This is a genomic window from Sulfitobacter sp. G21635-S1, assembly GCF_027213915.1.
Classification (GTDB): domain Bacteria; phylum Pseudomonadota; class Alphaproteobacteria; order Rhodobacterales; family Rhodobacteraceae; genus Sulfitobacter.
On the sequence record NZ_JAPWGV010000042.1, the window covers coordinates 1 to 20,966 of the forward strand.

The 20,966-nt window shown below is 60.6% G+C and carries 20 protein-coding genes and 2 pseudogenes; 10 read left to right on the forward strand and 12 right to left on the reverse strand.

Going from position 1 to position 20,966, the window contains the following annotated elements; genetic code table 11:
• The 7 genes and pseudogenes from O4H53_RS25575 to O4H53_RS25605 form a co-directional block, all read left to right on the forward strand.
• Positions 1 to 81 (forward strand): annotated as a pseudogene (locus tag O4H53_RS25575) (virB8 family protein); the annotation flags it as partial.
• A 2-nt stretch (positions 82 to 83) separates the two neighbouring features.
• A complete protein-coding gene (locus O4H53_RS25580) occupies positions 84 to 779 on the forward strand; it encodes a TrbG/VirB9 family P-type conjugative transfer protein (RefSeq protein ID WP_269367733.1) in 696 nt (231 codons plus the stop codon).
• Positions 776 to 2,155: a TrbI/VirB10 family protein gene (locus O4H53_RS25585; RefSeq protein WP_269367734.1), complete on the forward strand. Its 1,380-nt coding sequence runs from the start codon at positions 776 to 778 to the stop codon at positions 2,153 to 2,155. The genes O4H53_RS25580 and O4H53_RS25585 overlap by 4 nt, the downstream gene beginning before the upstream one ends.
• 4 nt (positions 2,156 to 2,159) lie before the next feature.
• A complete protein-coding gene (locus tag O4H53_RS25590) occupies positions 2,160 to 3,146 on the forward strand; it encodes an ATPase, T2SS/T4P/T4SS family (RefSeq protein WP_269367735.1) in 987 nt (328 codons plus the stop codon).
• Positions 3,143 to 3,337, forward strand: coding sequence for a DUF4177 domain-containing protein (locus O4H53_RS25595; RefSeq protein WP_269367736.1), 195 nt, complete (start codon positions 3,143 to 3,145; stop codon positions 3,335 to 3,337). The genes O4H53_RS25590 and O4H53_RS25595 overlap by 4 nt, the downstream gene beginning before the upstream one ends.
• Positions 3,334 to 3,747 carry a hypothetical protein gene (locus tag O4H53_RS25600; RefSeq protein ID WP_269367737.1) on the forward strand — a complete coding sequence of 138 codons (414 nt, stop codon included), beginning with the start codon at positions 3,334 to 3,336 and terminating at the stop codon, positions 3,745 to 3,747. Before O4H53_RS25595 ends, O4H53_RS25600 begins: the two co-directional genes overlap by 4 nt.
• A gap of 12 nt (positions 3,748 to 3,759) precedes the next feature.
• Positions 3,760 to 4,836 carry a type IV secretion system protein gene (locus O4H53_RS25605; RefSeq protein ID WP_269367738.1) on the forward strand — a complete coding sequence of 359 codons (1,077 nt, stop codon included), beginning with the start codon at positions 3,760 to 3,762 and terminating at the stop codon, positions 4,834 to 4,836.
• Between the two features lie 132 nt (positions 4,837 to 4,968).
• Here the strand turns inward: O4H53_RS25605 and O4H53_RS25610 are convergent, their stop codons facing one another.
• From O4H53_RS25610 to O4H53_RS25655, 10 genes and pseudogenes are all read right to left on the reverse strand, one after another.
• A complete protein-coding gene (locus tag O4H53_RS25610; protein ID WP_269367739.1) occupies positions 4,969 to 5,211 on the reverse strand; it encodes a hypothetical protein in 243 nt (80 codons plus the stop codon).
• A 2-nt stretch (positions 5,212 to 5,213) separates the two neighbouring features.
• A pseudogene (locus O4H53_RS25615) lies at positions 5,214 to 5,695 on the reverse strand (IS66 family transposase); the annotation flags it as partial.
• A 10-nt stretch (positions 5,696 to 5,705) separates the two neighbouring features.
• Positions 5,706 to 6,890 (reverse strand): M20 aminoacylase family protein, encoded by a 1,185-nt coding sequence (locus O4H53_RS25620; RefSeq protein WP_269367740.1) that lies wholly within the window; start codon positions 6,888 to 6,890, stop codon positions 5,706 to 5,708.
• 3 nt (positions 6,891 to 6,893) lie between these two features.
• Positions 6,894 to 7,400, reverse strand: coding sequence for an L-2-amino-thiazoline-4-carboxylic acid hydrolase (locus O4H53_RS25625; RefSeq protein WP_197021920.1), 507 nt, complete (start codon positions 7,398 to 7,400; stop codon positions 6,894 to 6,896).
• A 14-nt stretch (positions 7,401 to 7,414) separates the two neighbouring features.
• Complete coding sequence (locus O4H53_RS25630) at positions 7,415 to 8,716, reverse strand: NAD(P)/FAD-dependent oxidoreductase (protein ID WP_269367741.1); 1,302 nt, start codon at positions 8,714 to 8,716, stop codon at positions 7,415 to 7,417.
• On the reverse strand, positions 8,713 to 10,350 hold the full coding sequence (locus O4H53_RS25635; protein WP_269367742.1) for an aminotransferase class V-fold PLP-dependent enzyme: 1,638 nt from the start codon (positions 10,348 to 10,350) through the stop codon (positions 8,713 to 8,715). Before O4H53_RS25635 ends, O4H53_RS25630 begins: the two co-directional genes overlap by 4 nt.
• A 9-nt stretch (positions 10,351 to 10,359) precedes the next feature.
• Positions 10,360 to 12,006, reverse strand: coding sequence for an ABC transporter ATP-binding protein (locus O4H53_RS25640; RefSeq protein ID WP_269367743.1), 1,647 nt, complete (start codon positions 12,004 to 12,006; stop codon positions 10,360 to 10,362).
• Positions 12,003 to 12,878 (reverse strand): ABC transporter permease, encoded by an 876-nt coding sequence (locus O4H53_RS25645; RefSeq protein WP_269367744.1) that lies wholly within the window; start codon positions 12,876 to 12,878, stop codon positions 12,003 to 12,005. The genes O4H53_RS25640 and O4H53_RS25645 overlap by 4 nt, the downstream gene beginning before the upstream one ends.
• The gene (locus O4H53_RS25650; RefSeq protein ID WP_269367745.1) at positions 12,875 to 13,864 is read right to left on the reverse strand and encodes an ABC transporter permease; all 990 of its coding nucleotides are present in this window, start codon (positions 13,862 to 13,864) and stop codon (positions 12,875 to 12,877) included. Before O4H53_RS25650 ends, O4H53_RS25645 begins: the two co-directional genes overlap by 4 nt.
• Positions 13,865 to 13,953: 89 nt before the next feature.
• On the reverse strand, positions 13,954 to 15,543 hold the full coding sequence (locus O4H53_RS25655; RefSeq protein ID WP_269367746.1) for an ABC transporter substrate-binding protein: 1,590 nt from the start codon (positions 15,541 to 15,543) through the stop codon (positions 13,954 to 13,956).
• A gap of 189 nt (positions 15,544 to 15,732) precedes the next feature.
• Between O4H53_RS25655 and O4H53_RS25660 the strand changes: the two genes are divergently transcribed.
• Genes O4H53_RS25660 through O4H53_RS25670 form a run of 3 tightly spaced genes read left to right on the forward strand, consistent with a single transcriptional unit; the run spans position 15,733 to position 17,845 of the window.
• Complete coding sequence (locus O4H53_RS25660; protein ID WP_269367747.1) at positions 15,733 to 16,443, forward strand: SDR family oxidoreductase; 711 nt, start codon at positions 15,733 to 15,735, stop codon at positions 16,441 to 16,443.
• Positions 16,444 to 16,478: 35 nt separating this feature from the next.
• Entirely contained in the window at positions 16,479 to 17,339 is an 861-nt protein-coding gene (locus O4H53_RS25665) for a VOC family protein (RefSeq protein ID WP_269367748.1), read from the forward strand.
• Positions 17,336 to 17,845, forward strand: a complete 510-nt coding sequence (locus O4H53_RS25670; protein ID WP_051539365.1) for an Lrp/AsnC family transcriptional regulator — start codon at positions 17,336 to 17,338, stop codon at positions 17,843 to 17,845. Before O4H53_RS25665 ends, O4H53_RS25670 begins: the two co-directional genes overlap by 4 nt.
• Before the next feature lie 88 nt (positions 17,846 to 17,933).
• Here O4H53_RS25670 and O4H53_RS25675 read toward each other — a convergent pair whose 3' ends face one another.
• Together O4H53_RS25675 and O4H53_RS25680 are read right to left on the reverse strand one after the other, a co-directional pair.
• Positions 17,934 to 18,092 carry a hypothetical protein gene (locus tag O4H53_RS25675; protein WP_269367749.1) on the reverse strand — a complete coding sequence of 53 codons (159 nt, stop codon included), beginning with the start codon at positions 18,090 to 18,092 and terminating at the stop codon, positions 17,934 to 17,936.
• An 872-nt stretch (positions 18,093 to 18,964) separates the two neighbouring features.
• Complete coding sequence (locus O4H53_RS25680; protein WP_269367754.1) at positions 18,965 to 20,965, reverse strand: type IV secretory system conjugative DNA transfer family protein; 2,001 nt, start codon at positions 20,963 to 20,965, stop codon at positions 18,965 to 18,967.
• Position 20,966 lies beyond the last annotated feature (1 nt).

Sequence of the window (20,966 nt, forward strand, 5' to 3'; positions counted from 1 at the left end):
TCCATCGATGAGGTCTGGACCAATCCATTCGGCTTCACCGTCCTCGAATATTCCATCCGCTCCGACAGATTGGAGAATTGAATTTGTTCCCTGTTCGACTTTTCATATTGCTGATTGCCCTGTTGCCCGGCCTTGCTTTCGCCGAAGCCATCCCGCGTGGCGGGCCCAATGACAATCGGGTGCGGCTGGCAACATATCAAGAAGGTCAGGTCTACCGGCTCAGCGTGTCGCTCACCCATGTGACCACGGTCGAGTTCGGGGAAGGCGAGAGCATCCGCTCGATCATCGCAGGCGACACGGAAGGTTTCGAGATCGATGGCGTCCCGGGCGGGCAGGCCTTCGCGATCAAGCCCATCGCGCGCGGTGTCCATACCAATGTGACCGTCTACACGAACAGGCGAAGCTACTATTTCAACGTCGAGGAGGTCCGCAGCCCGACCTTCTACGTGGTGCAGTTCCGCTACCCTGACGACGCTGCGCGCCCGACCCGGGCCATCGCGGCCCAAGCGCCGAACTACAATTACGGTGCCAGCGCGCGGACCGAGTTCACGCCAACCCGCATCTGGGATGACGGGACGTTCACGTATTTCGCCTTTCCAAGAAACGCCCCTGTGCCAGCAATCTTCCGCTACGCGGGCGGCCGTGAGCGCACGGTCAACACGCAAACCCCTGAGGACGGCGTGATCCGCGTCAGCGGCGTGAACCGCCAATGGGTCCTGCGACTTGGCGAAGAGGTGGTCTGCATCGAGGCGATCGCGCCCGCGGAGGCCGCCTCATGAGCGATACCGAGAACACCGAGCTGGAAAAACGCCTCGCCGCCCTTGAGAAAGGCAGTGCCCGCGCCCCCACGGCCGCGCAGCGCCGGTCGCCCATTCTTGCGCTGATTGTGGTCCTCGTCATCGGCGCCGGTGGTGCCCTGCTTTATCTCCTCTCACAGCCCGACGAAGAGGAAGCCTTGCCGACGGCCACCCCGGACGTCTTCCAAAACGAGGGGGACGGCTTTGGCACCATCGAGACCTTGCCCCCGCCCGAGCCCGAGGTCGTGTTCGTTGCGCCGGATCCAGTCGAGCCCAACGCGGAGCTTCTGGCGCAGATCACCGCCCTGCAGGCCCAGATCGAGGAGTTGCGCAACGCCCCTGAACCGGTCGTCGAGGAAGACACCGCCGACGCAGAGGCGATCGACGCGCTGACCGCTCAGATCGCGGCGCTGCAAGCCGCCTCGGAAGCCGCACAGCAACGTTTCCAGGACGAACTGACGGCGCGGGATCGCAGCCTTGAGCAACTCCGCGTGGATCTGGAACTGGCCCAACTCGAGGCCAGCCGACCGCAACCCAGCCAAACGGGCCCCACGGAAGATGACCTGCGCACACGGGAAGAAGAACGACTGCGCCGCGAGGAAGAAGCCCGGCGCATGGCCGAGCTGGAGCGCCGCGCCGCGGAGCAACGCGCCTTCCAGGAGCGGCGTATCGCCTCACCCACCATCGCTTTTGGCGGTGCCTCCGGAGCGAATGAAACGGCTCTGACCGAACGCACTTTCGGCGAGGTGACGGATTTCGTGCTGAACGGGGCGCTGCCCTCTACCGTGACGCAGGCCGAGGTGATCGCCAATCCCTCCAACACCATCATCCAGGGCACCATGATCCAGGCCGTCATGGAAACCGCCCTCGACAGCTCCCTTCCCGGCCAGACCCGTGCCGTGGTGTCCGAGGATGTTTACAGCGTCGATGGCGCGCGCCTCCTAATCCCGCGCGGATCCCGTCTCATCGGGCGCTACCGCGCCGGCGTCGATATCGCGCAGCGCCGCGTCACGATCGCCTGGGACCGGATTATCCTGCCCGACAACCAGACCGTCCAGATCAGCTCCTTCGGGGGCGATGAACTGGGCCGTTCCGGCGTCACGGGTTTCGTGGACACGCGCTTTGCCGAGCGTTTCGGGTCGGCCGCCCTGATCTCGCTGATTTCGGCCGCGCCAAGTGCCGCCGCCTCCGAGGTCCAGGATGAGACTGCCGCCGACGTTCTCGAAGACGTGGGCGATGATCTGGCAGATGCGACGGACAGCGTCATCGGCGACTATCTCTCAATCGGCCCCGTCATCTATGTCGACCAGGGCGCCCGCGTCACGGTCATGGTCGACCGCGATCTGGAGATATTCTGAGCCCATGTCGCTGAGCTATCTCGAAACCTCCCTCGACCGGATCGAAGCCGCTGCCCGCGACGATGTCATCGAGATCTGCATCAACCCTGACGGCACCTGCTGGGGAGAGTTCCAGGGCGATCACTTCATGCGGCAACTGGACCAGCGTCTAACCGCAACTGAAGTGAAAGACCTCGGCAACCAAATCGCCTCCTCGGCAAATACCACGATGAGCAAGGACCGCCCGATCGTCTCGGTCTCGATCACCTACAAGGGGCGCCCGATCCGCGCACAGGTTATCACCCCGCCTGTGGTGCTCTCGGCCATGTCGATCAGCCTGCGGTTCTTCTCAAGCCTACCACTCGAGGGCATTGCGCTCGATTTTCTCTATGGCAAAGAGCGCAAGCTCGAAGACCTGCGCCTCGAGAAGAAACGCGCCTTGCGCGCGGTGGTGGCCGCGGGTTTGATCGATGATGCGCTGGCCTTCTGCGTCGAGAACAAGCTCAACATGATCGTCTCGGGTGGCACCTCCACCGGCAAGACCGTCGGCGCGCGCAAGATCCTCTCTCATGTACCCGCCGAGGAACGCATCGTCACCATCGAAGAGGCCGCCGAGCTTCTGCCGACCCAGCCAAATGCCGTGACCCTCATCGCCAATCGCGACGCGGAATTCCAGACCGCCGATGTGCTTCTCACCGCCACGCTGCGCATGCGCCCCGACCGGATCATCCTCGGCGAGGTGCGCGGCAAGGAGGCCATGACTTTTCTGGAAGCCATCAACACCGGCCATGGCGGGTCCATGACCACGCTGCATGCCGAAACCCCGCAATTGGCCGTGCAGCGCCTGGCGATCGCCGCGCTTAAAACCGAGATCCCGATGACCTATGCCGACATGATCCAGTATATCGAAAATTCCATCGATGTGATCATCCAGGCCGGTCGCCATGACGGCCGTCGCGGCATCACGGAATTCTACCTGCCCGGCGCAACTGAGATTGGAACTTCCACATGAAGACATTTGAATACGATATCCTGTCCTTTCCCATGACCCGCAAAACCAGCCTTGCCGACATGCAAGCCAGCCTGAATGCCAAAGGTGCGGAAGGCTGGGAGGTGGTGTCGATCAGCTCCTCGGAATTCGCCAATGTGGGACACACGGTCTTCCTGAAGCGTGAAACCATAGCCACCGGAGCCACGGCATGAGGCAAGCGCGCTGTACCCTTGTGCTGGCGGCGCTGGTCCTAGAACTGACGGCCGCCCCCACTTTCGCCGAGCGCAACCTAGTGCCGACCCTCGAGAGCAGGTTCACCGTCTGCCCGGACCGGCCAGCCGAGCCCGTCTGGATGCAGGAGATCCCCCTGCGCCAAGCCTATCAGCGGGTTCTGGTTCAGGACATTTATCGCGCCCAGAATCTCGAGCGGGTCGTTGAGATCGGCAACTGCGACTGCGCGACCCGGTTCCCGTCCTGGGACGCAGCAGAGGCCGTGTTTCGGGAAAGATACGCGAGCGACGAACGATGGGAAATGCTCGAAGCCTCGGACGCCTACAACCGTCGCGCCAATGCCGCCCGCCCTGCAGCGAAGGCCATCTGCGACGCCGCGGGCAATTGGTAAGGCAGCGCCGCGATGAGTGTCGTCACCTATTTCGTTGAAACCTCGCAAGCCTACCTCGACACCGCCGCTGAGACCCAGTTTGGTGCGGTTGCGGCAACGGTCGGCACGCTCCTGGTTTTGGGGACAACGCTGGTGGTGATCCTCGTCGGAATCAACATGATCTATCAATATCGGGCCATGGATGGTCACACAGCCTTCTGGCTCGCGGTCAAGATCGGGCTCATCGGGATATTCGCAACCAACTGGATGCAGTTCAACACGTTCTCATCTGCCATTCTCTATGGGATCGACAGTATCGCGGGCGCGCTGGTGGCCTCGGTCGGCGGCGGCAGTCCGGGACCCTCTGGAACTTTCGCCGAAGAATTCGACCGGCTGATCGTGGAGCTGGGCGACTATCTGAACGCTGCCGGGTCCGAGCTGAACTGGATGGCAGGTGCCATGCTCGACATCGTCGGGGTGCTTCTGCTCTCGATCCTCGGCGGACTGGCCGCCTTCATCCTCGTGGCCTCCCGACTGATGATAGCGCTTTTGATCGGGATCGCCCCGGTGATGATTTTCCTGACCCTCTTCGAGGTCACCAAGGATTATTTCGCGCGCTGGCTGTCCGCGCTGATTTCGTTTGCACTATACCCCATCGTCGTCGCAGGCGTGTTCGCAACGATCACAGGCGTTTCCTCCGCGCTGATCGGTGAACTAGGCGATCCCGAAGGGGCCTCAAACATCGGCGCGCTCATCCCCTTCTTCATGATGGTGCTCATGGCCAAGGGCTTCATTATCGCCACGCCCTTCATCGTCCGCGCGATCTCCGGCAACATCATGATGCCCGCCCTCTCCGGAGGTCTCGGCGGCGGATACAATTTCGCTCGCGCAGCTATGGGAAGCCAGCAGGCCTACAATCGCTACTTGATCGGAGGGGCTAGTGGTGCGGAATATGCAGCCCTCAGGGCTCGGCAGTTGTTCAGGATACAGCAGATGCCCGCCAGGCAAGGCATGGGGCAGACGGGTTCCACAGGCGGCACAAGGTCCGCAGACACAGGATCAAAAATGCTAGCGCAGCTGGCGAGACTGGGACGGCTTGGGCGACGGTGACAGCCCTAACCGGTCATCAATGCCGCTGCGCGGCTTCTCCGGAACGGCCTAAGTCAGCGGCAGTCTAAACATCGGTGCGCAGCCTGAACTGTCAGTCTGAGCCGAGTGGCTTTTGGACCCCGAACGCCCAATCTATCGTAAGCATCTGGCGTAGGCCACAGCGAGGTCACGGTCCATTTCGATGAGCTCTTGCAGGTTTTCGATCCCGAACGGAGTGAAGGCAATGACACTGTCGTCGCCGGGGCCGTAGACCCAGATCACGCCATGTTCGGTTTCCATATCGATGGCGAGATCGAAGATCCAATCGACGGTTTCGCCCAGTTCGGCTGCGACGCGGTCGATAGTCTTGACGGAATACACTTTGTTCAGCTGCATGGTCACGCTGCCTCGGCGAGGGACAGGGCTTTCCAGTTCCAGGGCAAAATCTCATGGATGCGCGAGACGGACATGTCGGGCAATCGGGCGAGGACATCGGCGAGCCAAACCTGTGGGTCGATGTCGTTCATTTTGGCCGTTACGATCAGGGTATACACGGCAGCGGCCCGCTCGCCGCGGCGCTCGGAACCCGCGAAGAGCCATGACTTCCGACCCAGAGCCACGCCGCGCAGAACGCGTTCGGCCGCATTATTCGTCAGGCAGATACGCCCGTCATTCAGGAATGCCGTGAAGGCCTGCCTGCAGCCATCTTCCTCAAACATGTAGTTGATCGCCTTGGCCACCTTGTTGTGCCGTGACAGTTTTCGCGCTCTTCCTTCAGCCAGTCATGGAGGCTATTGACCAAGGGCCGCGACTGGTTCTGGCGGGCGGCAAGACGGGCATCGATATCCAGCCCATTGATGTCGCGCACGATGTCGAAGATGGTCACGTCGTTATGCCGACGCCCCAGAATTGATGGGCAGACGCTGACGCACGAGTGTGGTCCAGTAAGAGCAGCCCCACGCAATGACATCATCGTTAAAGTCATATTCAGGATGGTGCAGCCCTGCGGATGGGCCGTTGCCTATGTTGATCATAGCGCCCGGCACTTCGTTCAGCATGAACGAGAAATCCTCGCCGCCCAGAACCGGCGGCATGTCGAGCGAGACATTCGCCATGCCTGCAACCTCTTTCGCGGCATTGGCGGCCAGTTCGGTTTCGCGTTCGTGGTTCACGGTGACGGGGTACATGCGGATGTAGTCCAGCGTGCCCGTCGCGCCATAGCCTGCTGCGATCTGGGGCACCAGTGCTGTCAGCTGGGCTTCGATGTGCGAACGGACCTCTTCGCGCAAAGTGCGCACGGTGCCGGTGATCTCGATCTTTTGCGGGATCACGTTGAACGCATTGCCTGCGTGGATCGTGCACAGCGACACCACCGCATTGTCCATCGGGTCGATGGTCCGCGAGGTGATGGTCTGGATCGCCTGGATCAAGGCTGCTGCAATCGGGAAGGTGTCGATGGTTTCGTCAGGGCGGGCGGCATGGCCCCCGCGGCCTTCGATGGTGATGCGCACCTCGTCGACCGAGCCCATGATCGGCCCGGACGCAATGGTGAATTCACCAACAGGCATGTTGGGGCGATTGTGCATCCCATAGACTTCGTTGCAGGGCCAGCGTGTGAACAGGCCATCGTCGATCATTGCCTTGGCGCCCGCACCGCCTTCCTCGGCAGGTTGGAAAATGACGATGACGGTGCCGTCAAAGGCACGGCTTTCCGCGAGCTGGCGGGCTGCACCCAGCAGCATGGTGGTGTGGCCGTCGTGGCCGCAGGCGTGCATTTTGCCGTCTACCTTCGACGCCCAGGGTTTGCCTGTGGCCTCGACGATCGGCAAAGCGTCCATATCCGCCCGCAGGCCGATTGTCCGGCCAGATGTGTTTGTCTGACCATGGATAACGCCAACGACGCCAGTGCGTCCGATCCCCTCGACCACTTCGTCGACGCCAGCGGTGCGGAGCGCATCGGCGACGGTGGCCGCCGTGCGGGTCACATCATACAGCAGTTCCGGGTTCTGATGCAGATCGCGGCGGAATGCGGTCAGGGATTCGACATGTTTGGCGACCCAGTTTTCAACGGCCATGGCTCAGGCGTCCTTGTTCTTCATGCGGTAACGGAAATCACAATGGCTTGCGCCTTTCATGATGGTCTGGGTGCGGGTCAGTTCCATGTCGGGGTTGTAGCCGATGCAGAAATCGCCGTCGCGGTTGCACGACAGCAGGTGGCCAATATCGCCCAGCCCCATTTCCTTGTACATTTCAGAGTAGCGGCAGCGCGTGACGTTAAAGTCCAGCGCCTCTTCGGTGGCGTTCAGCGTATCAATCCGCAGCGCATCTTCGCGCGTCCAGTTCGGCTGGATCGCGGCGAAATCGGTCAGGTCGGGTGTGTGGCCCAGGGCATCCGCCAATTGCTTGCCCTGCTCGATGGCCGAGCGCGAGCAGGTCTCGCCGATGACGGCTTCGGCCTCGGCGCGGTCGGTGCGGTCGGTGATCACCTCCAGCACATGCTTGAGGATCATTGCCTCGATCTTGCGGCGCAGCAGGATCGGAACGCTGTTCACGTCCAGACCGTCAGAGGTGTTGGTATCGGTCATCGTCGGGTGACTCCTTATTGTTTGGGCTCGCTCAGGTCTTTGCGTTTCAACCATGCGAGATAGGTGGGTGCAACGCGGCGGGCGATGCTGTGAATGGGAAAGGGGCGCGGTTCGGTCACAGGCAGGGCGAGTTCGTTTTCACTCGTACCGGTGGCGGCGCGGGCCAGCTCGCGGCCCATTGCCGTGCCAAAGGCCACGCCGCGCCCGTTGCAGCCGATCCAGGCCCAGCCATCTGTGCCAAGCCGGTGAATGCGCGGGAAGCGGTCCCAGTTCATGCCGATGTAGCCGGACCACACGTGGGTCATTTCAGGCGTGCCCAGTTCGGGGAAGGCTTCGCCCAGACTGCGTGCAGCCTTGGCGCGGACGCGATTGACCACGTCATGGCTGCCCATGACCGCGCCGCCTGTGATCAAGCGGTTGCGGGCGTCGTAACGGAAAAACCGCAGATCGCCACGGGTGTCGGACACAGCCTGCCGACCGGGCAGGAAGGTTCGGCGCAGGTTGTCACCTAACGGTTGCGTGGCCATCTGCCAGCTGAGCACCGGGATGATGGATTTCGCCAGTTGCGGCGCCAGCGATGGCACCAGCTCTCCGGTATAGGCATTGGTTGCCAGGATCAAAGCACGCGCCTTTACAATGCCTGTGGCGGTGCGAATGATCCACTGCGCACCGACGCGTTCATAGCTGGTGACAGCCGAGTTTTCATAGATTTTGGCGTTCAGTTCTTCCGCCGTTTTGGCCATGGCACGGGCCAGCGCGAGCGGGTTGATGTGCCCGCCGGTCGGGTTCAGCATCCCGCCGTACCAGAAATCGCTGCCCAGGATTTCGCGTGTCTCTTCGGCGGTTTTGAACTCGGCCGGAAAGCCGTGACGTTGCCATGTGTCGACCCGTGTCTGGCACAGTTTCACGCGGCCCGGGCTGTGGGCGGGCTGGAACCAGCCTGTCTGTTCGGCTTCGGCCTTCATGTCGAATTCGCGGACCAGATCGAACAGGATGCTGGCCGAGTTGCCGATCAGCTGAACCATCCGTTCGCCTGCGGCGCCATATCGTTTGATCCAGACAGCAGGCTCGGCAGAGGTGAGGATCGGGATGACTTGCCCGTTGTTGCGCCCCGAAGCGCCCCAACCGACGGCCTTGCCTTCCAACACGGTGACCGATCCGCCGTTTCGGGCCACTTCGATGGCTGCTGAAAGGCCGGTGAAGCCGCCGCCGATTACGGCCACGTCTGTCTCGACCGTGTCTTCCAGCGATGGGGCAGCGGCGCGCGGCGGCGCTGTGTCAGCCCACAGCGAAGGCGGGAAAACCACGTCGATCACAGGGCTGGCTCCTGATTGGGTTGCGTGGACGGTGCAATGTCGTGAGGCATCCAGAACCAGCGCAGGGTTTCTTCTTCGGGCAACATTTCCAGAGGTGGCGCACCGGGAAGGTCGGCAGCCGCATCCGCAAGATCGCGGGCATAGTTCAGACACCCCTCAAAGGTGGGGGCGGTGTCCTGCGGGCGGTCTTGTGCATTCCACAGGTCCGACAGGGAGCCTACGGCTTTGTCTTCAATCTTGCGCTGTGCGCGCCAGACGCCTGCGGTCAAATCCAGTCTGTAGTAGGGCAGCAGGTCCAGCCCACGTTCCGAGATCAGGGCAAGTGCGGCCGCGATGCGGTCGGTGTCTGTGTGGTCGAAGAACCAGTTGACCCCCAGCCGCGCCCAGCCGGGCCGGAAAGCCGAGTGGCCCAGTTCCACGGCGCGTTCGTGGCACTCGGCGGTTGCGTCATCAATGCCCAGCAGCGCGTGGCCGTAAGGGCCGGCACAGGAACAACCACCGCGCGCCTGAATGCCGAACAGGTCGTTCAGCAGGGCCACAACATAGTTGTGGTGCAGCAGTTTGCCCGCGACGCGGATATTGAAGGAAAACACCCCGATGCGCGGCACGTTCTGCGGCCCGAGGATTTCGACCCCCGGAATCGCGCGCAGGGCGGCTTCCAGTCGGTTGGTCATGGCCTGCTCGCGGCGTTCGACCTCGTCTTCGTCCATGTCCGCCTTCAGCTGCAGAACCATACCTGCCCGTATGTTCTCGACGATAGAGGGCGTGCCCGCTTCTTCGCGACGCTCGGGGTCCGAGACGTAGTTATGGCGCAGTGCGGTGACATAGGACACGGTGCCGCCGCCGGTGATGGTGGGGCGCAGGCTGTCCAGCATACGGCGGTCGGCAATCAGGATGCCCGAGGCACCGGGACCGCCCGGAAATTTGTGCGGTGACAGGAATGCCGCATCAATGCGATCATCTGCACCGTTCTCTGATGCACTCAAACGCACCGGGATATAGGGCGCTGCGGCGGCGAAATCGGCCACGCACCAGCCACCCTGCGCATGCACCAGACGGGCAATCGCCCGCAGATCGGTGCGCACACCGGTGACGTTCGAGGCTGCCGAAAAGGCTGCGATCTTCAAAGGTGCATCAGCGTGTTGTTTCAACGCGCTTTCCAGTGTGCTCAGGCAGATGCTGCCCGCGTCGCTCAGCGGAATGCGCACGATCTGCGCCCCGCTTTCGCGCCAGATCAGGTCGTTCGAATGATGCTCGTAAGGGCCGACAAAGACCACCGATCTGTTGTCCAGCCCCTGCAGGGTCAGCGCCCTGACCAGCTTGTCCGCCGCCCCCGTGGCGCCCGAGCCTGCAAAGATCACGGCGTGGTTGGCATCCGCACCCACGGATTTGCGCACTGTCTCTCGCGCCAGTTCACGCAGTTGCGTCGACCGCCGACCGGTAAAGGACGTTTCGGTGTGCGTGTTGCCATAGAACGGCAGCACATGTTTGCGGATCGCATCCTCGATAAATCCGATAGAGCGCCCCGAGGCGACGTAATCGGCATAGATCAACGCGCGCGGTCCGAAGGGGCCGGGGATCGTCGTGCCCTCACCAATAATGGCCGTGCGGATGGTGTCGAACTGAATAGCCATTTGGTTTCCTCAAGCGGCGTCTGTCTTGCGATACGGGGGCGTCCATGTCCGCCCCGGGATCGATGCAAGCAGGTTCTGGGTGTAGGGATGTTGCGGGTTGGCAAAGACTTCGGCGGTAAAGCCGGCCTCGACCACTTCGCCCTTTTGCATCACGATGATGCGGTCGCACAGCTGTGCCGCGACGCGCAGGTCGTGGGTGACGAACAACAGCGACAGGTTCATGCGGTCCCGCAGGTCGGCCAGCAGCTTCAGCACTTGCGCCTGTACGCTGACATCCAGTGCCGACACCGGCTCATCGGCGACGATGACCTTGGGTTCCATCGCAAGCGCACGGGCAATGCCGATGCGTTGCCGCTGGCCGCCCGAAAACTCGTGCGGGAAGCGGTTGGCGGCGGCGGGTGACAATTCGACCAGTTCCAGCAGATCGCGGGCACGTGCGCGCGCCTTGTCAGGGTCTTCGCCATGCACGATGGGGCCCTGGGCGATGATGTCCACCACCCGTTTGCGCGGGTTGAGCGAGGCCATCGGATCTTGAAACACCATCTGGATATGCTTGCGCATGCCGCGCAATTCGCGCGGGGTGCAGGCCAGCAAATCGGTGCCGTCAACCTCGACCGCACCGGCATCCGCGTCCAGCAGACGGGTGACCAGACGCGATACGGTGGTCTTGCCCGAACCGGATTCACCCACAACGCCCAGCGTTTCCCCCTGATGCAGCTCGAAGCTGAGGTCCCTGACCGCGACAACCGCCTTGCGCTTGCCCGTCAGCAACCCGCCGCGCGCGGCAAAGGTTTTGCGCAACCCGGTGCCTTTCAGGACAACGGGAAGCGTGGTGACCGGTTTGGGCGGGGGCGGCAATAGATCGGGAACCGATGCGATCAGCGCCTGTGTATAGGGGTGTTTCGGATCGTTCAGCACCTGCTCGGCGGGGCCTTGTTCGACCACTTCCCCCTGACGCAGCACAATCACATGATCGGCGATTTCCGCCACGACACCGAAATCGTGGGTGATGAACAACACGCCTGCGCCGTCTTCTTTTTGCAGGTCGCGGATCAACTTGAGGATCTGCAACTGTGTGGTCACGTCCAATGCGGTTGTGGGCTCGTCCGCGATCACCAGCTTGGGCGACAGCGACAGGGCCATCGCGATCATCACGCGTTGCCGCTGGCCGCCGGAGATTTGGTGGGGATAGGCGTTATAAGCGGATTCCGGATCCGGGATGTGCACACGTTTGAGCATCTCCAGCGCGTGGGCCTGCCGTTCCTTGCGCTTGGCGCCCATGTGCAGCTTCAGAACCTCGTCAATCTGCCAGCCCACGGTTTTCTGCGGGTTCAGCGCAGTCATCGGTTCCTGAAAGATCATCGAGATCCGGTTGCCACGCACCTTGCGCATTTCGGCTTCGGTCTTGGCCAGCAGGTCTTCGCCTTCGAAGAGGATCTTGCCGCCCGCGACATGCACGTGGGGCTCGGGCAGAAGGCGCATGATGGCACCCGCCGACAGCGATTTGCCCGAGCCGGATTCCCCGACCATACAGACGATTTCGCCGGGGTGGACGGTCAGATCCAGACCTTGAAGGGCAAAGGGCCGGTCGGCGCCCTCGGGCAAGGCGATGCGCAGGTCACGGACCGTGAGGATAGGGGCTGTATCAGCGGTCATTGTTTCTGCCTCGGGTTCATTGCGTCGTTCAGGCCTTCGCCCAAGAGTGAGAAGGACAGGACCGTCAAGACGATCGCGATACCCGGAATGGCTGAGCAGTACCAAGCTGTGCGCAGTACGGCGCGGCCCTGGCCGATCATGTTGCCCCAGCTGGCATAGTTCGGATCGCCCAGACCAAGGAAGGCCAATGCGCTTTCCAGCAGGATCGACAGCGCCATGATGACCGATGCGTAGACGATAATCGGCGGCAGGGCGTTGGGCAGGATTTCACGGAAGATCAGCGAGGTGTTCGACACTCCCAGATTGCGCGCGGCATCGACGAATTCGCGGTTGCGCAGGGACATGAACTCGGCCCGCACCATGCGCGCAGGGGCGGTCCAGCTGACGATGCCGATGGCCAGTGTGATCCATTCGATCTTGGAGCCGAGGATGGCCACAAGGGTCAGCAACAGCACAAAGTTCGGGATGGTCTGGAAGGCTTCGGTAATGCGCATCAGCAGGTCATCGACCCAGCCGCCGAAATAGCCGGCCAGTGCGCCGATCACGATGCCGATGATGATCGACACCAGCGTGGCGACAACGCCGACCAGCAGCGAAATCCGAGCACCATAAAACAGCTGCGACAGGATACTGCGGCCCAACTGGTCGGTGCCCAGAGGATTTGCGGCGTCCACGAAGGGCGCGAGCAGCGGCAGACCAGCACGGCGCAGCGGGTCGCCGGAATCAACCAACCCTGCGGTCAGCGCCATCAGCACAACGATGGCGAACAGGCCCAGCCCGAGAAGTGCCGCGCGGTTGCGGCGGTAACGCTGCCAGAAGACGACATAGCGGGGCGGTTCTGCCGGTCGCAGATCGGTATCAAGTACAGTCATGAGAGTTCAATCCGGCTGTCGAGACGTGCGTAAAGCAGGTCGGTTAGAAAATTGACGAGGATCACGATGATCGAACACAAAAAGATGATGCCCATCAGCGTGTTCATGTCGCGTTGGATCACCGACTGATAGGCCAGTTGCCCCAGCCCCGGCAGGGTAAAGATGGTTTCCACCACCACCGATCCGCCCAGCAGGGTCGAGAATTGCAGGCCGAACAGGGTGACGGCAGGCAGCAGCGCGTTGCGCATGATGTGATGTATCATCAGCCGCGTTTCGCCAGCGCCCTTGGCGCGTGCGGTGCGCACGAAATCCTGGTCCGCGACCTGTATCACCGACGACCGCATCAGCCGCAGATAGAACGACAAATAGATCAATGACAGGGCCGCTGTCGGCATGATCAGATGCCGGGCCACATCCACGACGTGATCCCAGCCGGTGTAAAACCCGGCAATGGTTTTGATCCCGCCGACCGGCAGCCAGCCCAGCTTGACCGAGAACAGCAGCATCATCATCAGCGACAGAAAGAAGCTGGGGGTGGCATAGAAAACCAGACCCAGCGTGGAAATCAGGTTGTCAGTCAGCGAATAGGCCCGCCGCGCGGCAAAGGCGCCCAGCGTGATCCCGATCGAAAAGGCAAGGCTGAGCGATGTCGCCATCAGCAGCAACGTGGTGCCAAGCCGGTCCATCAGGACGGTCGCCACGGGTTGTTCGTAGACGAACGACTGTCCCATATCAAATGTTGCCAGCTTGACCATATAGCGCCACAGCTGCACCCAGACCGGTTGGTCCAGCCCATATTCAGCTCGCATTCGTGCGATAAAATCCGCATCCGCACCGCCCATGTCACCGACCAGCGCATCAACAGTGTCGCCAGGAGTCAGTTTGAGTAGCAGGAAAGTGCCGATCATAATCAGGATAATGACCGGCATGGCCTGCAGAAGACGCCTCAGGGCGTAAATCAGCATCGGGGGTATGGTGGGTTTCATCGGAGATTTCTTTTCTGGTGCGCGCAGGTGAGTGGGAGGGCTGCGGTCTTTGGGCGGGCAGGCCGAAAGGGGCCTGCCCGAAAGTCAGATCATTCGTCGAGCCAAAGGTCGTACCAGCTGGAGGAGTTCCAGCGTGGTGTGTTGTGGTGGTTCTTCAGCTTCTTCGAGGTGACCGAGATGAAGGGATGCTCGATCGCGAAGATCACGGGGATTTCTTCCATCTCTTTGCGCTGGATTGCGTGATACATTTCAGCGCGTTTCGCCGGATCAAGCTCGGAGGCCGCGTCGTCGATCATCTGGTCCATCTCTTCGCTTTTCCAGCCGAACTGGTTGGTCCATGGCGTTCCTTCGGGCTGGCCTGAGCGCAGCCAGACAGTTGTCGACACCGCAGGGTCGGACCGGAACTGGTGCCAGCCGTTCGCCGTGTCGAAATCGTGGTCGCGGTACACGCCGTTCAGGAAGCCGGGCGCGTCGTTGGTCAGGATTTCAACGTCGATGTTGATCTCTTTCATCGCCTGGGCAAAGTATTCGCCCCAAAGCTGGGTGTATTCCCCCCAAGGTGCGGGACGGTGACGCAGCTTGAAGCGGAAGCCGTCGTCTTTGACGGGATAGCCTGCCTCGTCCAGCATCTTTTTCGCCAGCTCGACATCATAAGCATAGGTTTTCACGTCGTCGGTATAGTTGGCGCCACCGGCTTGCGGGACGGGTCCGCGTCCGGGGGCGGCAAAGCCGCGCATGATCGTGTCGATGGCGTAATCAATGTCCAGCCCGTGATAGATGGCCTGACGCACTTTCAGGTCCGCAAGGATCGGATTGCGGTGGTTGAATTCGACGGTCGAGTGGGCGACGTTGTTTTCGTAGCCTTGGGTGCCGACATCAAACCGGTCGTCTTCCGAAAGACGGACCACATCGGCCATCGACACTCCGATAAAGCCGGATTCGTGTACTTCGCCTGCTTCCAGAGCGGCAGCGGCAGCCGATTTATCCTTGATAAAGCGCCAGACGATCCGGTCGAGGTAGGGATAGCCCTCGCGCCAGTAGTCTTCATTCTTTTCCGCCATCACATACTGACCGCGTTCGTATTCGACAAACTTGAACGGACCAGTGCCCACGGGCGCGGTGTTGTAGGGGTTGTTCGGAATGTCGGTGCCCTCGTACAGGTGTTTGGGCATCGGGTGTCCAAGGTCGGGCATGGCGGCCACGAACAGATCAAGTGGCATCGGCTTGGAATAGTTGAACACGGCGGTGTGCGGATCGGGGCAATCGACGGATTCCAGGTTTGCCTGCAGGGCCGAGGAATAATTCAGCAGCTTTTTCCACATCTCGATGGCGGTAAAGGACACGTCATCACAGGTGAAGTCCTCGCCGTCATGCCAGCGCACGTTTTCGCGTAATTTGACAGTGATGGTCAGGCCGTCATCCGAACCGGACCATTCGGTCGCCAGAACGGGCACGTAGCCGTCATAACTTTTGTCGATCAGCGGTTCGACGATTTTGCCGCTGATGTTGTAGACGCCTGTAGACGCACGCAATGCGGGGTTCAGGATCCGTTGTTCGGAGATCATGTGAATGATGGCCGTGCCACCCTTCTTGACCTCTTGTGCCGAAGCGACACCGGCCGTCAGTGCGGTACTTGCGGTCAAGCACGCGATGCCAAGACCGATCAGTTGTTTCTTCATGTTTAAAGCTCCCTTTCTGTCGGACCCCTTCGTGGAATCGCGATATTGCTTTCGCTGGTTCATCACTGCGCAAGACGTTGATGTAGTCAATATGTTTCCTATATTGTTTTCATAAAAGAGAAAAAATTACTAGTTTATTGACCTAACCTAGGTTAAATTTTTACCATAGAGAAACTCTGAGGCTTCAATATGCAGAAGACAGTTTGGGTTACCGGCGCAGGATCCGGCATAGGCGCTGCTGTTGCGCTCGGCTTTGCCAGGGCAGGCTTTCGTGTTGCTCTGACGGGGCGGGGAGCGCAAGCGCTCGAAGATATTGCCGCTGCGTTCCCCGATAGGAAAATGGCCCTGGTGGTCGCGGGTGATGTGACCGACCGTCAAGGCATGGCAGAGGCTGCACAGCGAATTGCCGCTTGGGGAGATGGTCTGCATATCTTGTGCAACAACGCAGGTCTTAACATTCCACGCCGTCGCTGGGCGGATCTGGATTGGGAAAGCTGGGACAACCTTCTGAATATCAACGTGACCGGTGCGCTGAATGTGATAGCCGCCTGTCTTCCTGTCATGCGCGCGCAACGTGATGGCATCATGATCCACACTTCAAGTTGGGCGGGCCGGTTCCATTCTCCCAACGGTGGCGTGGCCTATGGCGCTTCGAAACATGCGCTGTCCGACATTTCCGCGAGCCTGAATGCGGAAGAGGGGGCGAACGGTATCCGGTCGACGGCGCTGTGCCCTGCCGAGGTTGCGACGCCATTGCTGCCCAAAAGGCCCGGATTTGATGTCTCGACCCTGGCGGACATGATTCAGCCCGAGGATATGGCGCAGACCGCGCTTTACGTGGCGAACATGAACCCTTCGGTCGCCGTGCACGAAATTCTTCTGGCTCCGGTGCGCAAGTAAGCTTGCCCCAGCTCAATATCTGAAAGGAAACTGAAATGTCCCACCCGGTCAAAGGTATAGATCACTGTTTTGCTCTGGTTCAGGATCTGGACAAGGCCGCCAAACAATACGCGGCGCTTGGCTTTACCCTGTCACCGCGCGGCCTGCACTCCGAGGCCAAGGGCTCTGCCAATTATACCATCATGTTTCCTGACGATTATTTCGAACTGTTGGGCCTGTTGCGTGCGACACCGCTGAATGCGGCGCGGGGCAAGGCGCTGGAGGATCAGGGGCAGGGCTTGCATGCGATTGCCTGTCGTATCGGCACTGCCGAAGCCGCGGCATCCCAGCTGGCGGAGCTTGGCATCGGGACACACGGCCTGGGCAGTTTCGAACGCCCCGTACCGCTGCCCGACGGCGGCTCTGCCGTTGCAGCCTTTTCAACAGTGGTCTTTGACCCCGCAGAAGTGCCCTTCGGTTCGGTCTTTATGTGCCAGCACAAGACCCCCGAAACCGTCTGGTTGCCCGAGTTGCTGACCCACGCCAACACGGCCTGCGGCCTTGATGCGATCCTTGCGCTGTCCGAAGATCCCGATGCAGATGGCAAGCGGTTTGCGCGGCTCTGGGCCGACGGCGCGACCCGTGCGTCCGGCGGTGGCGTGGCGGTGAGCACAGGTGCGAATTCTGCGCCGCTGGTTCTGCTGCAACGGGAGGAAATGCAGGCGCTTTATCCCGATGTTGATCTGTCCCTGACCCCCAAGGGCGCCTTTACGGCTTTGCGGATCAAAGTGTCTGACATGAACGCCGCGCGCCAATGTCTGAAGGATGCCGATATCACGCCAATCACGACGCAGGCCGGTCTGGCAGTTGCCCCCCAGCACGCGTCGGGTGTCATCGTCGAGTTCGTGCCCGCATGACGGAAAAGCTGCGCAAGACGGGCGTCAAGTCGATCGACACGATTACCTTTGACGACATCGACCAGCAGATTCTGGATATTCTGCAGCGCGACAGCGACACGGTGATCAGTGCGATCTCTGACGCGGTCGGGCTGTCGCCGACCCCTTGCTGGCGGCGCATCAAGCGGATGGAGGAAGCGGGGCTGATTAAAAAGCGCGTGGCGCTTGTCGATCAGGTGCGCGCCAATGTGCCGATGACGATCTTTATCGGCGTCACGACCCCGCGCCACGAGATAGGCTGGTTGCAGCGTTTTTGTGATCTTATCGATGAAATCCCCGAAGTGGTCGAAGCCTATCGGTTGACAGGTACGGTAGATTACATTCTGAAGGTCGTTGTGCCGGACATGAGTGCCTATGACCTTGTCTACAAGAAGATGATCGAGCGGCTGGAATTCAGCCAGATCAATTCGATGATCTCGATGGAAGAGCTTAAGTTTACCACATCGATTCCAACCAAATATCTTTGATCAACAGGTGTTTCTGACCCGTTGGAATGGGCGCCTGCGGACCTGCGAGCGGGGCGTTGGTTCCGCAATGTCACAGGTACGCGCCTGCTCAGGCTGAAATGGCCGCCCAGCTCATCTGGGCGATGTTTTCCCTTTGCGCATCGGTCAGCTGGTTTTGGGTTGCGCGGTGCCATTTTAATGCGTTGCGCAAGCGCCGCCGCTCACAAAACCAGCTAGCGCCCAAGATGAATTGACTTGCATTGTTCATTTTCGTGTCGGATTGACACATTTTTTCATTTGGCACTCGACCATCTAGAACATGACAACCTCACGAAGAATAGTCAGAATTACTGATATCTCTGGGTAACGACGCTCCGAAAAGCTGGCGCAATTTCATGCAGAATTAAACAGTATATCTTTGAGGACCCCTCTTCCCCAACCAGCAGGGAAACAGAGAGGGGCAGCTGGCCGAATATCTCGTCATTATGTCATCGGCAGAGTACAAGTGGGCAAAAGGGCAGCGCAAAATGTTGCCACTTGGTATAATCAGCGTGTAGACGAGCACCAGCATCCGGGCGACCGCGCTAGTCATACAGCTGGCGGTTGCCCGGATGGCTCGGCCGAATGCCGTGGAAACAGTCCAAGTCTTTATCCGCCCCCCTTTGCCTGCCAATTAGCTTCATGTGCGTCTTATTTCTCAAGGAGTAGTGCCATTGGGGGGGGGGCGACGCAGTAATTACCACATTGGATGAAATCCGGTTCAGACCACTTATTTCAACTAAGCCCGGCCAGCCCATCACGTTGTGTGCTTATGCCGTAGACGCCCTCGTTCATCGTGCTGCTAAATTCGGCTCGTGGGCTTTGCTACAAAAGCTTAATAAAATCATTACTACCACTGCATTGCCGGGAGCGCCGCGCGGCCGAGCTATCAAATTATGTTAGTAACACTTTGCTGGAACTTACTTTGGAAAAGTAGAGGTATCGTCAGGATCCCCAGATAAATATGGTTGGCGAAGACATCATCTTGGGAGTTTCAATCAAAAGGTGACTTCACCATCCAGCGGTGTGATCAGATAAAGCCAAGACGGGTCGCGGCTGCGGCGAATGACTGGAAACCGCCGACAGGCGATGCCCACCACGCTATCGAGCAACTAGCTTTTCACCACCGTCCTCTCGCAGCATCGCTTCCATGTCGTCCAAGCCATCGACGGCGGAGCGCATCTGCGCCTCATCAACGACGCTCGCAGCTTCGGAATCCACGACGTTGCTGCCAAAATCCATCTCCATCTGGCGCTGTTCCTCGGCGATCACAGCTTGAACGACGGGCGCGGTTTTCTTTGAAACGCCGTCAGTTTGTCCTGACAGTTGACCCCCAGAAGCCTGAGCTGAGTTTTCCACTACGGCGTCAGACCCACCTGGTCCGCTCGCAGGCGGAGTCATCGGCATGGCGCGCACACTCAGCGGCAGCGTGCCCTGCGACCCACCTCCCCCAGGCTTCGGAAATGGCAACTCGCCCGTTTGTGCCGCGTGGATCGCCTTGAACAGCCGATCGTCGAAGTACTGAATCCGCTTCGCACGGACCGGCATCTGGGCATCGATGACCATGACGATTTCATTGAGTGGTAAGCGGCGCGCCTCATCTTCGGGCAGGAGAGAGCTTTCTTCGGTCCGTGTGGTTTGGCTGCGGCCCTCGAAGGGGTTCTTGCCGATGGACTGAGAGCGCGTGATGACGGTCTTCGTGGTCTTGCCGACCGCCTTGCTCAGCTCTTCGACGGTTTTTTCATCCGAAGGCGTCAGGTAGAGCTTCACGCCTGCGTTGCCTTGCAGGGCGCGGCGAGTGTTCTCGCCATAGATTTCATCGAGGGCGGGGATGGTTTGCGTGACCACGGCCAAATGCCCGCGATAGGTACGCAGGGTCTCGATGCTCTCGACCACAATGGGCATCTTACCGAGGCGATTGAACTCGTCGAGCATGATCATTACGGGCCAGGGCTCGTCTGGCCCAGGGTCTTTTTCCTGCATGGCCGAGAGAAGATCGGAGAAGAAGAGCCGGATCAGCGGTGCGAGTGGCTTTACCATCAGCGGCTGGACCACCAGATAGACCGAAAAGGGCTTTTTGCGGATCGTCCGGAAATCAAAGTCCGAGACTGCCGTCGCCTCATCGATGGCCGGGTTCTGCCATTGGTCGAGCCCCGAGGTCATCAGGAGCGAGACATAAGAGGTCAGCGTGTCATTGTTGGTGGACGCCAGCCGCGTGAAGATCAGCTTGGCCGCCCTGTTGTCGACCTCATGGCCCCGCGCGAAATACTCCTTCTGCTTGTTCCCACCGGAGGCCGCGATGCGGTAGATCTCGCCCAAGGTGGGGCGCTTGCGCTGGAAGGCCAAGAGCCCTGCCGCCACGAAGAGATCGATCCCGCCTTTGAGGAGGCCCTGCACCCGGTCGTTGTCGCTTTGCAAAAAGAGCGTCGCCAGGAGCTGCAATTCCATCTGCTGGCGCGCGGGATCTTTCAGTTCGAAGATGCGCAGGAGCGGGTTGTAACGATGCGTGCGCTTGCCCTCCCAATCGGTGGGGGCAAAGCGATAGACCTTGTCGCCCTGGGCTGCGCGGTGCCGGGCCGTTGCCTCGAAACACTCTCCCTTTACATCGAGCGTCACGGCGGAGCCTTGCCAGGCCAGCAGGTTCGGAATGACAAAGCCGGTGGTCTTGCCGCGACCGGTGGGGGCCACGATCAGCGCATGGGGGAAGACCTTCGAGCAGATGTACTTCGCGCGGGAGCCCGGCGGCCCCAGCTTGCCGAGGATGAACCCGGTACCGGGTGCGCCAAAAAACCCATTGGACTTCATCTCGCGCGCAGACTGCCAATGGGTCTGGCCAAAGCGTGTCAGGGCGGACCCCGACAGGGCGAGGCTCAGCATCATGCCAGCGGCGGCAAAGCTGCCGACGATCAGGTGGATGAGCTGGGCATCTTCGGGGCGGCGATCGCGGATCGCCAGATAGTTCTGCGCGATATAGGCAAAGTCGATCTCGGCCCCGAACCCGAGATCCTGGTAGGTCAGCACCGCCGAGGCGATGGTATAGCCCATGGCGGCGGTCACCAGCGTCACCAACAGGACGCCTGTGGCGATCCGCGCCCTTCCCATG

Bases quoted from the DNA above. Each gene is read 5' to 3' on its own strand.
- O4H53_RS25585 (WP_269367734.1), top strand. From the start codon at position 776: ATGAGCGATACCGAGAACACCGAGCTGGAAAAACGCCTCGCCGCCCTT.
- O4H53_RS25590 (WP_269367735.1), top strand. From the start codon at position 2,160: ATGTCGCTGAGCTATCTCGAAACCTCCCTCGACCGGATCGAAGCCGCT.
- O4H53_RS25595 (WP_269367736.1), top strand. From the start codon at position 3,143: ATGAAGACATTTGAATACGATATCCTGTCCTTTCCCATGACCCGCAAA.
- O4H53_RS25600 (WP_269367737.1), top strand. From the start codon at position 3,334: ATGAGGCAAGCGCGCTGTACCCTTGTGCTGGCGGCGCTGGTCCTAGAA.
- O4H53_RS25605 (WP_269367738.1), top strand. From the start codon at position 3,760: ATGAGTGTCGTCACCTATTTCGTTGAAACCTCGCAAGCCTACCTCGAC.
- O4H53_RS25610 (WP_269367739.1), bottom strand. From the start codon at position 5,211: ATGCAGCTGAACAAAGTGTATTCCGTCAAGACTATCGACCGCGTCGCA.
- O4H53_RS25620 (WP_269367740.1), bottom strand. From the start codon at position 6,890: ATGGCCGTTGAAAACTGGGTCGCCAAACATGTCGAATCCCTGACCGCA.
- O4H53_RS25625 (WP_197021920.1), bottom strand. From the start codon at position 7,400: ATGACCGATACCAACACCTCTGACGGTCTGGACGTGAACAGCGTTCCG.
- O4H53_RS25635 (WP_269367742.1), bottom strand. From the start codon at position 10,350: ATGGCTATTCAGTTCGACACCATCCGCACGGCCATTATTGGTGAGGGC.
- O4H53_RS25640 (WP_269367743.1), bottom strand. From the start codon at position 12,006: ATGACCGCTGATACAGCCCCTATCCTCACGGTCCGTGACCTGCGCATC.
- O4H53_RS25645 (WP_269367744.1), bottom strand. From the start codon at position 12,878: ATGACTGTACTTGATACCGATCTGCGACCGGCAGAACCGCCCCGCTAT.
- O4H53_RS25650 (WP_269367745.1), bottom strand. From the start codon at position 13,864: ATGAAACCCACCATACCCCCGATGCTGATTTACGCCCTGAGGCGTCTT.
- O4H53_RS25655 (WP_269367746.1), bottom strand. From the start codon at position 15,543: ATGAAGAAACAACTGATCGGTCTTGGCATCGCGTGCTTGACCGCAAGT.
- O4H53_RS25660 (WP_269367747.1), top strand. From the start codon at position 15,733: ATGCAGAAGACAGTTTGGGTTACCGGCGCAGGATCCGGCATAGGCGCT.
- O4H53_RS25665 (WP_269367748.1), top strand. From the start codon at position 16,479: ATGTCCCACCCGGTCAAAGGTATAGATCACTGTTTTGCTCTGGTTCAG.
- O4H53_RS25670 (WP_051539365.1), top strand. From the start codon at position 17,336: ATGACGGAAAAGCTGCGCAAGACGGGCGTCAAGTCGATCGACACGATT.
- O4H53_RS25675 (WP_269367749.1), bottom strand. From the start codon at position 18,092: ATGAACAATGCAAGTCAATTCATCTTGGGCGCTAGCTGGTTTTGTGAG.
- O4H53_RS25680 (WP_269367754.1), bottom strand. From the start codon at position 20,965: ATGGGAAGGGCGCGGATCGCCACAGGCGTCCTGTTGGTGACGCTGGTG.